The sequence below is a fragment of the Streptomyces sp. ISL-12 genome (genome assembly GCF_018614415.1).
In the GTDB taxonomy this organism is placed as follows: Bacteria; Actinomycetota; Actinomycetes; order Streptomycetales; family Streptomycetaceae; genus Streptomyces.
In genome coordinates this window covers 24,748-37,909 of sequence record NZ_JAGGOO010000025.1, presented here as the reverse complement: position 1 = coordinate 37,909, position 13,162 = coordinate 24,748, and the positions used below count along the sequence as shown (strand labels likewise).

The following is a 13,162-nucleotide window of genomic DNA, read 5'->3' as shown; positions in this document are numbered from 1 at the left end:
CGCAGCCGGGCCGCCCCCTCCGTCCGGTACGGAGGGGGCGGCCCGGCTGCGGGGAGGGTCGGTTACTTCTGTGGCGCGCCCACCGCCTTTCCGTCGGGGGCGACGGCGTACCAGGTGCCGCCGACGCCCTGGCCGTTGATGTCGCCGGGCTCCTCGTCGCCGGCGAAGGTGTACAGCGGCCAGCAGTCGAGGGTCTGCTGGGCGGCCCCGTCGGGCCGGGTGAAGCTCATCAGGCCCTTCTTCTCGACGTCCTCGGTGTCATTGGTCTCGACCGGGGCGACGACCGGCCATTTCTTCAGGCAGTCGCCGGTGCAGGCGGACACCGGATCGGGCCAGGCCTCGTCCTTCAGGAAGCGGTAGACGGTCATCCCGTCCTTGTCGACGACGATCTCGCCCAGCTCCGGGTCCTCACGGGTGGAGAGCCCGGGCCGGGCCGCCTTCGTACCGTCGGCGGCGAGCGCGAACCACTTGCCGTTCACGCCCTGGCCCTTGACGTCCCCGGCGGCCGTGTCCTTGGCGTAGCGGTACGCCGGCCAGCCGCCGATGGTGAGCTGCTCGGTCCCGTCGGGGCGGGTGACCTCGCCGAGCAGGGACTCGTCGATGCCCTCGCCGGCGATCGCGTCGTCGGCGGCCACCGGCGGCCAGGCCGTGGCGCAGTCCGCCTCGCAGGTGGTCTTGGGCGGCTCGGCGGTGTCCGCGTCGAAGCGGTACAGGGTGCGGCCGTCGCCGTCGGTCACCAGCTCGCCGAGTGCTTCGTCTGTGGTGACGGACAGCTTGCCGGCCGCGGCCGGGCTCGCCGACCGCGCGTCCCCGGCACCCGCTTCGAGCCCCTGGCCGGCGCCGACGTTGCCGATCTCGCCGGGCTGGGCCGAGGCGCCCACGTTCTGGCCGGCGCCGGTGGTGCCGCCGTCCTGACCGCACGCCGTCGTCAGTGCCAGCACCACCGCGGCGCTCGCCACGAGTGAGGCGTTCCGCCACGAGGTCCTCATCGTCACTCCCCCTCCTTGTATGGGTGGTGCGGAGAAGTTCCGCTCCTCCGCACGGCATGGGGTACGGACCGGCGACCCGTCGGCGTTCAAACGGAGGCACCAGTTTCTTCAGCGACCCGTCGGTGCCGGGCACTTGGCCATACACGCGTACGAGCCGACGGACACCCGATCGGCCACTGTCCCTCCTTTGAGCCAATCCGGTGACATTTCGGCGTGCCTCGTCGCCGCACCCTCGATGATTCGCCACGTGCATGGACCCGAACCGATCCGACTCGCCCCTGCCGGACGGACGTTGGCCCTGGCGACGCTGGTGTTCGCACTCGTCGGCGCCCCGGCGGGACCCGCGGCGGCGGACGCGTGCGCGTACGTGTCGAACGGCCCGGGGGACAGCCGGGCCGCGGCGTTCGCCGGGAGCGGCGCCACCTGGCCCACGTTCCCGCCGTGCCCGCCGCCCACGCCGAGCCCCACGCCCACGCCTCCCGCTCCGCCGAAGCCGCCCTCCCCGAAGCCGCCGACTCCGAAGCCGCCGTCCCCGGAACCGCCGCCTCCGAAGCCCACTCCTCCTCGGACCCCGTCCCCGCCGGCCCGTCCCACGCCCGAGCCCGAACCGCCCGCGCCACCGCGTCCGGCGCCCCCGCCGCCCGTCCGGCCGCCCGCCCCCAGCGCCACCCCGGCGCCCGCGCCCCCGCGCCCGTCGGCTCCGCCGACCTCGGCCACGCCCACTCCCACGCCCACGCCGTCCCTGACCCCGGTGCACTACCCGCGCTACCGCTCCGCCCCGCAGCAGCCGCGCTCCACGCACGGTGCCATGTCCCCGCTCGTCTTCGTCCTGCTCATCCTGATCCCCGCGCTGGCCGCCGTCGTCGCCCTGCGCCCGCGCTGATCCCTGGAGGCTTCTCTTGCCGGAATGGCTTGTTCTCACCCTCGCGATGCTGGCCGCCTGCGCGGTCGTGGTCGTCATCACCGTCGTACGGCACCGCAGGGCCGCGGACGACGAGGACATCACCGAGACCCCGGACGTCATCGAGTACATGACCATGTGGATCGGCGTGGTGTACGCCATCGTCCTGGGTCTGGCCATCGCGGGCGTCTGGGAGGCCCGCAGCGCGGCCCAGGACCACGTCCAGGCGGAGGCGGTGGCGCTGCACGAGATCTCGGAGCGGGTCCGGGTCTATCCGCCCGAGGTCCGCGACCGGATTCGGGACGATGTCAATGCCTATGTCGGACACGTCGTCAGCGTCGAGTGGCCGGCCATGGCCGACACCGGGGACGTCACCGAGCGCGGCACCGCGCTTCTCGACCGGATCCGCGCGGACGTGACGGACTACGAGCCCCGGTCCGACTTCGAGGCGCAGGCCTACCAGCCGCTCCTGGACCAGGTGAGCGCCGCCGACCAGGCCCGTATCTCGCGGGCGGAGTCGACCGGGTCGACCATGCCGGGCGTGGTGTGGTTCGGGCTCATCACCGGGGGTGTCGTCACCATCGGCATGATCTTCGCCCTGCAGATCCGGCGCACCGCGCGCGAACTGGTGCTGGCAGGGCTGTTCTCGGCGCTGATCGCCTTCCTGCTCTTCCTCATCTGGGACTTCGACGACCCCTACGGCCGAGGCTTCGGCGCCTCGACCGACCCGTACCTGGGACTCTTCCCGGGCATCACGAGCTGAGGTCGTCCTGAGGTCCTGAGGGCGTCCGAGGGCGTCCGAGGGCGTCCTTGAGGGGTCCTTGAGGGCGTCCGCCCGGGCGGAGGGGCGCGGCGGCCGACGGGTGCCGCCGGTCCGGCCCTTCCCCTGGGCGGCCCAGCCCGTTGCCCCATTCGCGCGACTGCGATCGCGCCCGTCCGCGCGTCTTCCTAGCGTTTCGGACATCGAGGTGCATGTCCGTCGCGAGCGGAACAGGTCCGCAACTGCTCCTCGGGACCCGGAGGATCCTTCATGCGTGCGATACCCGTCGCTGCGGCCGCACTGCTGGGCGCCTGCGCCCTCACGTCCTGTGTCCCGGTCGCCGGCGCGGCCGGCGACAGCACCGTCACCCCGTTCGGTTTCCGCGTCCTGCCCTCCACCATCGCGGCGGGCGGCGAGGTCACCCTGATCGTCGACCGCGCCGACGGCCGCTGCAAGGGCCCCGCGACGGTCTCCGCCCCGGTGTTCGACCCGGTGACCATTCCCCCCAGGCACACGTCGGCCACCGCGGTGGTCGACCGGGACGCCAGACCGGGCTCGGTCCACCAGGTGGCGTTCCGCTGCGACGGGGCGACCGGGACGACCGGCCTGACCATCGCCGGCGGGTCGAGCCCCACGCCCACACCCACGTCGCCGCCGCCTCCCACCACCGCCCCACCGCCGCCGCCGGAACACCCCGGGCACGGGCGTCACGAGCACCCGGAGAAGGGCGTGCACGCCGGCGAGGGCGGCACCGTGGCGGGCTTCGACCTCAAGAACCTCGGGCTCGGCGCGCTGCTCGTCGCCGGCTCGGTGGGCGCGGCGTACCACCTCTCCCGCCGCCGCACCGGCGAGGACGGCGGCTGACGGAGCCCTCCCGCGTCCGCGCGCCACACGTCACCCCGGCTCCCCGAGGAGGGGAGCCGGGGTGACGTCCTGTGCGAGGTTCCGTTCGGCGCCCGGGAGCCCGCCCCCCGAAGGCGGGGCCCGGCCGGGCGCCGGGCACACCGGTCAGACGCGCCGCTCGGCCCGGCGGCGCATCCAGAACAGCCCGCCGCCCGCCACCGCCGCGGCGACGAGCCCGCCGCCGATCGCCATGTCGGCCGGCGTCGCGCCGCTGGAGTTGCTGCCGCCGATGCCGCCCCGCACCCCGCCGATGACGGTGAACGCGGCCGGCCGGGTCAGTGTCCGGCCCGAGCAGTTGACCTTGATCTCGTAGGAGCCGGGGCGGGCGTCGCGGTTGATGGTGGCGACGCCCTTGGAGGTCTCGTTGGCACCCCGGACCGGCGTCAGGTGGGTGGTCGGGAAGGCGCGCGAGGTCATCGTGCCGCCGTGCGGGCAGCCGTCGACGGTGACGGTCATCTGGCCGCCGCGGGCGATGACGCTGGGCAGGGCCACGATGTTGCTCGGCGTGTCCCACGCGACGGCCGTGGGAGCGGCGAGCCCGAGAACCCCGGAAACAACGACGGCGGCGCCTGCGGCCGCCAGGGCACGGGAGTTACGCATGTGATCCTCCGCGGAAGACGCCCCGGGACCCGTCCCCGGTCGATCGGCGAGAAAGCGCCTCCCGGAAAAACCCTCAGTTGGTGCGACGGCAGGCGCATTTCGGCGATGGTCCGTCCTGGTGAGCGGCTGTAGCGCGGTGGAACCTCGGCAGTGGATATCACCGCAGGTCACGGACCGTCAGAAATTTCCTGCACCCGGCGCCTCGGATGGCTCACCGGCCGCGTGCGGAGCCACCCGTTCGCATCCGCCCCGTCGCCGCCGCGCCGGACGGCACTTAGCGTTTCCCGTATGCGCGACTGACACGGCGACGGCTGTGTCGAGAGGGGATGTCGAATGTCTGCGTCCGAGCTGGCCGAAGAGGAGGAGCGGCACAGGAAGCGCGCTCCGTGGGGTGTCATAGCTCTTGTCCTGCTGACCGGCCTCGCGCTCATTCGCAACGGTTCGGGGGAATTCGACGTCGGCCCGCCGCAGCCCGCGTCGGCCGCGGCCGCCGAGGCCCGCCGCGCGGAGGGCGGCACCGTCCCGAAGGGCCTCGCGCCACTGCCGTACGCGGTACCCGACCGGGTGCGGATTCCCGCCATCCAGGTGGACGCGCCGATGATGCCGGTGGGCCTCGACGCGGACGGCTGGGTCGGCGCGCCGCCGCCCGAGGACCCGAATCTGGCCGGCTGGTTCACGGGCGCGGTCTCGCCGGGGGAGAAGGGCACAGCGGTCGTGGTCGGGCATGTCGACAACAAACAGGGCCCGGCCGTCTTCTACGGACTCGGTGCCCTGAAGCAGGGGAACAAGGTCGAGATCGACCGCGCGGACGGAAAGACCGCCGAGTTCGAGATCTACGGCATCGAGGTCTTCGAGAAGGACGATTTCCCCGGCGACCGGGTGTACGCCTCCAAGGGAAGTCCGGAATTGCGCGTCATCACCTGCGGCGGCGGATTCTCCAAGCAGAACGGATACGCCGGGAACGTGGTCGCCTTCGCCCGCCTGACCGGAATCCGCTGACAGGAACCGCGGGAATCCGCCGACCGGAATCCGCTGGGCGGAGTCCCGGCCGGGCGGGCGCACGGGCGTCAGGTGTGGGGCCGCCGGGGAACGGTGAGGTGGTACCCGGAGTCCAGCAGGCTCGGAAGGTAGGAACGCAGGGCGCGCACGCTCTGCGAACGGTCGCCCCCGGCGTCGTGCGAGAGCACCACGACGCCGGGGGCGGCGCCGTCCTCGACCCGGTCGACGATGGTGCGGGTGCCGGGGGTGGTCCAGTCCAGGGTGTCGACGGTCCAGGCGAGCGGTTCCATGCCGAGTTCGGCGCCGAGCTGGAAGGCGGCGCGGTTCCACGCCCCGTAGGGCGCCCGGAACCAGCGGGGCGGCTCACCGAAGGCCGCGTCGATGACCTCGGCGGTGCGCTCCATCTCGGAGCGGATCTCCGCGCGGCCGAGCCGGGTGAGCAGCGGGTGGGACCAGGTGTGGTTGCCGACGACGTGTCCGTCGTCGGCCATCCGGGCCAGCAGCTCCTTGTTGTCCACGGCCATCTCGCCGCACACGAAGAACATCGCGCGGACCTCGTACTCGGCCAGGATGTCCAGGATCTCGGGGGTGTAGCGGGGGTCGGGGCCGTCGTCGAAGGTCAGCACCATGACGCGGCCGCGTCCGGGGACGTTCAGAAGCGGCTCGCGCCGGACCGGGACGGGGGAGAGGGCGGTGCGCGGCGGGCCGTGACCGGTCAGGGGCCGCAGGCGGTAGGCGGAGGGCTTGAGCACGCGGCGTGCCGGAGGGCCGGGAGCGGCCGGGCGGGGCGCGACCGGCGCCTTCCCGGTCAGGGCCCCGAGCACGCCGGCGGTCCCGGCCGCCCCCACCGCGGCAGCGCCGGCGAGCAACGCCCCGCGCCGGGTGAGCAACTGATCCGTCTTCATGACTCATCAGTCGCCCGGCCACGGGCCGACGCACCAGTGCGACACCGGGGCGGCGGCACGAATCCACCCGCCCGGACCAGCGCCGGACCGGCGCCGGCCTGCCGGGCCTCCCCTACCGGCGGCGTCCGCCCGTTCCGATAACCTCGCCGCGTGACGGAACCGGAACAGCAGCATTCCCATCAGTTCGAGCGGGGCACGGACGGGCCCAAGGTCATCGTCGTCGGCGTGGACGGGTCGGCCTCCTCGCTCCGCGCGGCGGCCTACGCCGGCGGTCTGGCCCGGCGGCAGCACGCGCTGCTCGCCCTGGTGTACGTGCAGCCGATGCTGGCGGCGGGGGTGTCGCTCGGGGCGCCGGTCGCGGAGACGACCGACGAGATCGCGGAGGACCTGGTCGCCCACATCCGGGAGGCGGCCGAGCAGGTCAAGGGGATATTCGAGGTCCGCTGGGAGTTCCACACGTTCCGTGGCGATCCGTTCAACGGCCTCCGGCAGGCGGCCGACGACCTGAAGGCGGACGCCGTCGTGGTGGGCGCCTCCGAACAGGCCGGACACCGCATCGTCGGTTCCGTCGCGATCCGGCTGGTGAAGGCGGGCCGCTGGCCGGTGACGGTCGTGCCGTGAGGCTGCCGCGGGGGCACGTCACCGACGTCCTTTCTGCGGGGTCCCCTCGGCCCGGAGTCCGTCGGGCTACTCCCCCATCACCAGCCCGTCCTTCGCCGCGCCGCGCCCCAGCACCACGTCCCGGATGCGGTCGCGCACGGCGCGTACCTCGGCGCCCTGCGCGAGCGCCCGGTTGAGGTTCACCACCCGCCCCGCGTCGATGTCGAAGAGCTGGGGCACGAACTCCGCCCTCGTCACCTCCCAGCGCGCGCCCGGCCGGGCGGGCGGCGCGAAGGTGAAGCGGCCGATCGTCGACTGGTTGCCGCGCGGATCGGGCGCCCCCGCGTCGTTGGTCATCTCGCCGGCGATCTGGTCGCCCATCCCGTAGACCACCCAGGTGCCGTTGACCTTCTCGTACGCCTGCGGGACATGGGCGTGGGTGCCGATGATCAGGTCGATGTCGGGACGGCCCGCGGTGCGGGCGGCGGTGAGCGAGCGGGCGAGCGACCGCTGCCGCTCGTCGGGCGCCTCCTGCCACTCGGTGCCCCAGTGCAGGGAGACCACGACCACGTCGGCGCCCGCCTGCCGCGCGGTCGCGGCGTCGGCGAGGACGCGCTCCTCGTCGATCAGGTTCACCGCCCAGGGCTGCCCGGCGGGCAGCGGGCGGCCGTTGGTGTCGTAGGTGTACGCGAGGTGGGCGACGCGGGCGTGACCGGCCCGCAGGACGGTGACGGTGCGGGCCTCCTGCTCGGTGCGCGCGGACCCGGCGTGCCGTACGCCGGCCCGGTCGAGGGCGTCCAGGGTGCGGCGGACGCCGTCCGCGCCGTCGTCGAGGGTGTGGTTGGAGGCGGTGGAGCAGCCGTCGTAGCCGGTGGCCGCGAGGCCCGCCGCCACCTCGGGCGGGGACTTGAAGAGGGGGTAGCCGGAGTAGTCGCCGTCCGCGCCGTACACGGTCTCCATGTGGCACAGGGCGAGGTCGGCCCGGGAGACGACGGGGGCGACGCCGGCCAGCACCGGCCGGAAGTCGTAGCCGCTGCCGCCCGCGTCGAACCGGGCCCGCTCGATGACCGAGTCGTGCGGCAGGACGTCGCCGGAGGCGACCAGGGTGAAGGCTCCGGCGCTCCTGTCCGCAGCGGCCCCCGAGGCTCCCGAGGCCGCTGAGGGGGACGGGGCCGGCCGGTCCGGCGGTGGCTCGTGGCCGCGGGCCTGGCAGGCCGCGCCCGCCGTGAGGAGGGCGGTCAGGGCCAGGGCCACCTGTCGGCTGCGTGTGATCATCCGTTCACCCCGGGTGTGGTCACGCATGGATAAAAATCAGATTTACACACAAACAGGTAAGAAGTCCCGGCTCTTTTCGGGCGGCTCCGACACGCCCATTAGCCCGTCCGGCGTGCGCGTACGGGGGTGACCGACCGTTCGTCGAACCGTTCGTCGACGCGATCGACCGTCCGCCGCACACCCGTGTGCCCGCCCTGTCCCCCGGCCGCCCCCTGCGATGCCATACGGCCATGACGGCCGGAACCACCCTCACCCACGGGACGACGACCGCCGAGCACGAGCTCGCCGCGCTCCAGCGCGAGCACGGCCGGCCGCTGTTCGGGCTGCTGCTGCGGCTGTGCGACGGCGACCGGCAGCGCGCCGAGGACCTCCTCCAGGAGACCCTCGTCCGCGCCTGGCAGCATCCCGAGGCACTGCGCGCCGACGACTTCGCCTCCGTACGGCCCTGGCTGCTCACCGTCGCCCGGCGCCTCGCGATCGACGCGCGGCGGGCCCGGCAGGCCCGGCCGCCCGAGGTCGGTGACGCGGCCCTGGAGAACACACCCGTCTGCGCGGACCACGCCGAGCAGGCCGCCGCCGCCCTCGATGTGCGCGAGGCTGTGAAGACACTCACCCCGGAACACCGTGAAGTCCTGGTGCTGGTGTATTTCCAAGGGGCGAGTGTGGCGGAAGCGGCGACGGCCCTGGGCATACCGGCGGGTACCGTGAAGTCCCGGGCGTTCTACGCACTGCGCGCCCTGCGCCGGGTGCTGCCGGGATACGCCACCGACCTGCGATGAAACCGGACGCTGGGTCAAGCCTCCGTAAAGCGCCTTGCCGTGGACCCCGGTTGGGTAATCGGCTGTCCTCATCCGTGTTCCGGACGGGGCCCTCGGCAGGGTCCGGGTGGGGCGACGCACACGCACCGGAGGAAGGGCAGGAAGGGATGCTGCACAGAGGTCACGAGGGCACGGACGGCAGCGGCGGGGACGAACTGACCGTCCCCATGGCGTGGTTGTACGCCGAGTACGTCGCCGACCAGTTGCTGCGCGGCGGCGATCTGATGCCGCCCACGTCCTTCGAGTTCCGCGCCGGGCGCTACGCGCTGGCGTTGACCGTCTTCCTGTCCGACACCGACGGCGAGCTGTGCGGCGCCGAGGTCGTCTCCCGGCTGGAGACCTGGCTCTCCCTGACGGCGTACGACCAGCCGTGGCGGGAGTGGGTGCGCGAGCGGCTGGCCGAGACCGCGGCCGACGACGGCCCGGACGGCGACCTGGTCCTGGCGCGGGCGGCCTGGCGCTGGCTCCAGGACACCGAACTGCTCGCGCCGGACCTGAACGCGGTGCCGGGCGGCGCCCCCGCCACCGGCGAGGACGAGGGCCCGAAGGTGTGGACCCCGGCGTGGCAGCTGGGGCTGCCGCTCGGCCACCTCGCCATCCACCTCTTCTAGACCTGCCGCGCGCTCCGAGGCTCGGCGGTTGCGCTCGGCCCGCCGCATCACGGTGCCGGCCGCTTGAGTGATTCGGCGGCGCCCTGCGTACCGGAGGGGGCAGGAAGCCACCCCTACCCGACGGCACGAGGAATGCGGCATGAGGTCCCTGGAGAGGCATCGCGACGCGGGCGCCTACGCGCTCGGTGTCCTCGACGAGCGGGACGCGTTCCGCTTCGAGGACCACCTCATGGGGTGCCCCCGCTGCACCGCGACGGTGACCGGGCTGCGGCCGGTGGCCCGGCAGTTGCTGCTGTACCGCGGGGCCACCCCGCGCGCCGTGCACCCCTTCGCCGGGCCCGGCCCCCTGCTCCTCGGCCGGCTGCTGTCCGAGGTGGCCGCGCGGCACCGGGCCGCCCGCCGCAGGCTGTGGGGCGCCACGGCCGCGGCGCTGGTGTGCGCGGTGGCCGCGCCCGGCGCCGCGCTGCTCGCGACGCGGGGCGAGGGCGCGGTGCGGGTGGCCGCCACCGACGAGCGGTCGGGGGTGTGGGCCCGGGTGACCGCCGAGAACCGGCCCTGGGGCAGCGGCGTCGAGATCGAGGTCAAGGACGGGGCGGGCCCCCGGCCCTGCCGGCTCGTCGCCGTCGGCCGGGACGGCTCCGAGACGACCGTCGCCGGCTGGAGCGTACCCGGGCACGACACCCGGCCCACCACCGTGCGCGGTGGCGCCGCGCTGCATCCGGACCAGATCGCCCGGTACGAGGTACGGACGTCGGGCGGGGAGCGGTTGGTCACCCTCTCCGCCCGGTAGGCCGTCGGCGGGGTCACTTCAGCAGCCGGGACAGCCTCCGGTCCGCCAGTGGCTTGCCGCCCGTCTGGCAGGTCGGGCAGTACTGGAGCGAGGAGTCGCTGAAGGAGACCTCGCGGACGGTGTCGCCGCAGACCGGGCAGGGCTCACCGGTACGGCCGTGGACGCGCAGGCCGCTCTTCTTCTCGGCCTTCAGCCGCCCGGCCGCCACGCCCCGGGAGCGCTCGACCGCCTCGGTGAGCGTCTCCCGCAGGGCCGCGTAGAGCGCGCTCAGCTCCTCCGGGGTGAGGGACGCGGCCAGTTTGAAGGGGGACATCCGCGCCGCGTGCAGGATCTCGTCACTGTAGGCGTTGCCGACGCCGGCGATCAGGCTCTGGTCGCGCAGCGCCCCCTTGAGCTGCCGCCGTTCGCCGTGCAGCAGGGCGGCCAGGCGGGCCTCGTCGAAGTCGTCGGCGAGCGGGTCCGGGCCGAGCCGGGCCACGCCGGGCACCTCGGCCGGGTCCCGGACGACGTACACGGCGAGGCGTTTCTGCGTGCCCGCCTCCGTCAGGTCGAACCCGGCGCCGGTCTCCAGCGCGACGCGCAGGGCGAGGGGCCCCTTGCCGGGGCGGGGGACGCCGTCGGGGAGGCGGTCCTTCCAGTGCAGCCAGCCGGCCCGGGCCAGGTGGGTCACCAGCCGCGGGCCGCCGTCGGTCTCCAGGTCGAGGAACTTGCCGTGCCGGTGCACGGCCGTCACGGCGTGTCCCTGAAGGGCCGTGAGCGGCGGGTCGTAGGTCTTCAGGACGCTGATCGCCACGGGCAGGGCGCGGACGATCTCGTGGCCGGTGAGGTGCTCGGTCAGGAACTGTCGGAGCGCCTCGACCTCGGGCAGTTCGGGCATGTGTCCAGAGTGCCACCGGGGACCGACAGTGCCACCTCGCACCTCACGCCCGCGGCCCCCGCACCAGGAACTCCGACCACACGCACTTGCCGCCGCCCCGCGCCTCCACGCCCCACCCGTCCGCCAGCGTCTCCACCAGCAGCAGCCCCCGCCCGGAGACGCCGGACTCGCCCGCGTCGCGGCGGCGCGGCAGGGCGCTGGAGGAGTCCTCGACCTCGATCCGCAGCCGGCGGTCGGCGCCGGTGAGGAACCGCAGGGTGAGGACCGCGGCGCCCTCGGTGTGCATCAGCGCGTTGGTGATCAGCTCGTCGGCGACGAGTTCGATCTCGTCGCCGTGCTCCCCGGCGCCCCAGGCCCGCACCGCGGCCCGGATCAGATGGCGGGCCTCGGCGAGCGCCTCGGGGTCGCCGGGGGCCACGTGCTGCTGGAGCCGGCCGTGCGAGCGCGGGGCCTCCAGGCCGCGGCGGCGCAGCAGGAGCAGGGCCACGTCGTCCTCGCCGCCGCGCTCCTCGGCCTCCCGGATGAGCAGGTCGGCCAGTTCCCGGACGTCGGACGGCCCCGAGGCGACCGTCGCGGCCAGCGCCCGTACGCCGTCGCCGAGGTCGGTGCCGGGCTGCTCGACCAGGCCGTCGGTGCACAGCACCAGGGTGGAGCCGGGGTCGAGTTCGAGGGTGGAGACGGGACAGTCGAGCCGTCCGAACTCGGCGGACAGGCCGAGCGGCAGCCCGCCGGCGACGGGGACCCGGCGGCAGGTGCCGTCCGGGTCCCGCACCAGCGGGTCGATGTGCCCGGCGCGCACCACCTGGACGACGCCGGTGGTCAGGTCGGCCTCGGCGTACAGGCAGGTGGCGAAGCGGTCGGTGTCCAGTTCGTGGAGGAAGACGGAGGCCCGGGCCATCACGGTGGCGGGGGTGTGCCCCTCGGCGGCGTAGGCGCGCAGCACGATCCGCAGCTGGCCCATGACGGCGGCGGCGTGGGTGTCGTGGCCCTGGACGTCGCCGATGACGGCGCCGACCCGCCCGCCGGGCAGCGGGATCAGGTCGTACCAGTCGCCGCCGATGTCGCGGCCGAGTGTCCCGCCGATGGTGGCGGCGCGGTAGCGGACGGCGACGTCGCAGCCGGGGACGGAGGGGATGGTGCGCGGCAGCATGGCCTGCTGGAGGCCGGCGGCGAGGTCCATCTCCTGCTCGTAGAGCATGGCCCGCTGCAGGCTCTGGGCGATGCTGCTGCCCAGGGCGACCAGCACGTTGCGGTCCTCGGGCGAGAAGCCGTACCGGTCGCTGTAGAGCAGGCCGATGGCGCCGACCGGGCGGGCCTGCGCGATCAGCGGCAGATAGGCGGCCGAGGTGATGTCCAGGTGGGTGATGTGCGGCCACAGCACGGGGTAGCGCTCGGCGAACTCCTCCGGCGACTCGATGAACCGCGGCCCCAGGGTCCGCACCACCTCGCTCATCGGGTAGGGCTCGTCGATCCGGGTGACACGGGTGCCGGGGACGAAGCTGTTGTCGGGGCCGTCGGCGACCAGCCGGATGCGGCCCGCCTCCACCAGGCCCATGACCAGGCTGGTGGCGCCCAGCCGGGTGAGGCCGTTGGTGTCCCTCAGGACCTCGATGACGTCGTCCACGGTGCGGGCGTGGGCGAGGGCGGCGGTGGCGGTCTCCACGACGTCGGTCTGCCGGCGGCGTGCCTCGTCCCGGATCGCCCGTTCGCGGTGCGACTCGATCTCGCTCAGTTCCCGGGTGGCGTCCCGCACGATGCCGATGACCCGGTAGGGCCGGCCGGTCTCGTCGCGCCGGATGTAGCCCTGGGTGTGGGTCCAGCGCAGCCGGCCGTCGCGCAGGCGCAGCCGGAAGTAGGTGCCGTAGTTCTCGCTGCCGTCCTTGATGGCCTGGGCGACCAGGGCGTCCAGGCGGGTGCTCTCCGGGCGGGGGACGCGCACGGAGAGCGACTCCGCGCGTCCGTCGTACTCGTCCGGGCGCAGGTCGAAGACCTCGTGGGCCTGGGCGTCCATGTGGAACAGGCCGCTGACCAGGTCCCAGTCGAAGCTGCCTATGCGGTTGAGCGCCAGGATCGGGTCCGGGTGGGCGGGCCAGTCGTCCGGGAGGGACAGCTCGCTCGCTCCCCGTTCAGCCAT

The 13,162-nt window shown here is 74.0% G+C and carries 14 protein-coding genes; 8 read left to right on the top strand and 6 right to left on the bottom strand.

The genetic code is table 11. From position 1 onward, the window contains the following. Positions 1–62: 62 nt before the first annotated feature. Positions 63–989 carry an SCO0930 family lipoprotein gene (locus J7I94_RS07255; RefSeq protein ID WP_215166120.1) on the bottom strand — a complete coding sequence of 309 codons (927 nt, stop codon included), beginning with the start codon at positions 987–989 and terminating at the stop codon, positions 63–65. Between the two features lie 751 nt (positions 990–1,740). Here J7I94_RS07255 and J7I94_RS38960 point away from each other — a divergent pair. The 3 genes from J7I94_RS38960 (at position 1,741) to J7I94_RS07240 (ending at position 3,514) form a co-directional block, all read left to right on the top strand. Then, the gene (locus J7I94_RS38960) at positions 1,741–1,872 is read left to right on the top strand and encodes a hypothetical protein (RefSeq protein ID WP_285442459.1); all 132 of its coding nucleotides are present in this window, start codon (positions 1,741–1,743) and stop codon (positions 1,870–1,872) included. Positions 1,873–1,888: 16 nt separating this feature from the next. Then, the gene (locus J7I94_RS07245) at positions 1,889–2,653 is read left to right on the top strand and encodes a DUF4239 domain-containing protein (RefSeq protein WP_215166030.1); all 765 of its coding nucleotides are present in this window, start codon (positions 1,889–1,891) and stop codon (positions 2,651–2,653) included. A 267-nt stretch (positions 2,654–2,920) separates the two neighbouring features. Continuing rightward, positions 2,921–3,514, top strand: a complete 594-nt coding sequence (locus J7I94_RS07240) for a hypothetical protein (protein WP_215166029.1) — start codon at positions 2,921–2,923, stop codon at positions 3,512–3,514. A 144-nt stretch (positions 3,515–3,658) separates the two neighbouring features. Here J7I94_RS07240 and J7I94_RS07235 read toward each other — a convergent pair whose 3' ends face one another. Continuing rightward, entirely contained in the window at positions 3,659–4,153 is a 495-nt protein-coding gene (locus J7I94_RS07235) for a hypothetical protein (RefSeq protein ID WP_215166028.1), read from the bottom strand. A gap of 333 nt (positions 4,154–4,486) precedes the next feature. Here J7I94_RS07235 and J7I94_RS07230 point away from each other — a divergent pair, with 333 nt between their 5' ends. Next, positions 4,487–5,152, top strand: coding sequence for a class F sortase (locus tag J7I94_RS07230; protein ID WP_215166027.1), 666 nt, complete (start codon positions 4,487–4,489; stop codon positions 5,150–5,152). 68 nt (positions 5,153–5,220) lie between these two features. Here the strand turns inward: J7I94_RS07230 and J7I94_RS07225 are convergent, their stop codons facing one another. Further along, positions 5,221–6,057, bottom strand: coding sequence for a polysaccharide deacetylase family protein (locus J7I94_RS07225; protein ID WP_215166026.1), 837 nt, complete (start codon positions 6,055–6,057; stop codon positions 5,221–5,223). Positions 6,058–6,207: 150 nt separating this feature from the next. On the opposite strand from J7I94_RS07225, the gene J7I94_RS07220 reads away from it, so the two are divergent. Then, positions 6,208–6,678, top strand: a complete 471-nt coding sequence (locus tag J7I94_RS07220) for a universal stress protein (protein ID WP_215166025.1) — start codon at positions 6,208–6,210, stop codon at positions 6,676–6,678. Positions 6,679–6,744: 66 nt separating this feature from the next. Here the strand turns inward: J7I94_RS07220 and J7I94_RS07215 are convergent, their stop codons facing one another. Then, complete coding sequence (locus tag J7I94_RS07215) at positions 6,745–7,932, bottom strand: CapA family protein (RefSeq protein ID WP_215166023.1); 1,188 nt, start codon at positions 7,930–7,932, stop codon at positions 6,745–6,747. Positions 7,933–8,162: 230 nt separating this feature from the next. Between J7I94_RS07215 and J7I94_RS07210 the strand changes: the two genes are divergently transcribed. From J7I94_RS07210 to J7I94_RS07200, 3 genes are all read left to right on the top strand, one after another. Continuing rightward, entirely contained in the window at positions 8,163–8,711 is a 549-nt protein-coding gene (locus J7I94_RS07210) for a sigma-70 family RNA polymerase sigma factor (protein ID WP_215166021.1), read from the top strand. 146 nt (positions 8,712–8,857) lie between these two features. After that, positions 8,858–9,361 (top strand): hypothetical protein, encoded by a 504-nt coding sequence (locus J7I94_RS07205; protein WP_215166019.1) that lies wholly within the window; start codon positions 8,858–8,860, stop codon positions 9,359–9,361. Positions 9,362–9,500: 139 nt separating this feature from the next. Next, a complete protein-coding gene (locus J7I94_RS07200) occupies positions 9,501–10,151 on the top strand; it encodes a zf-HC2 domain-containing protein (RefSeq protein WP_215166018.1) in 651 nt (216 codons plus the stop codon). 13 nt (positions 10,152–10,164) lie between these two features. On the opposite strand, the gene J7I94_RS07195 is transcribed toward J7I94_RS07200, so the two are convergent. Beyond that, positions 10,165–11,028: an Fpg/Nei family DNA glycosylase gene (locus tag J7I94_RS07195; protein ID WP_215166017.1), complete on the bottom strand. Its 864-nt coding sequence runs from the start codon at positions 11,026–11,028 to the stop codon at positions 10,165–10,167. A 43-nt stretch (positions 11,029–11,071) separates the two neighbouring features. Continuing rightward, the gene (locus J7I94_RS07190) at positions 11,072–13,162 is read right to left on the bottom strand and encodes a SpoIIE family protein phosphatase (protein ID WP_215166016.1); all 2,091 of its coding nucleotides are present in this window, start codon (positions 13,160–13,162) and stop codon (positions 11,072–11,074) included.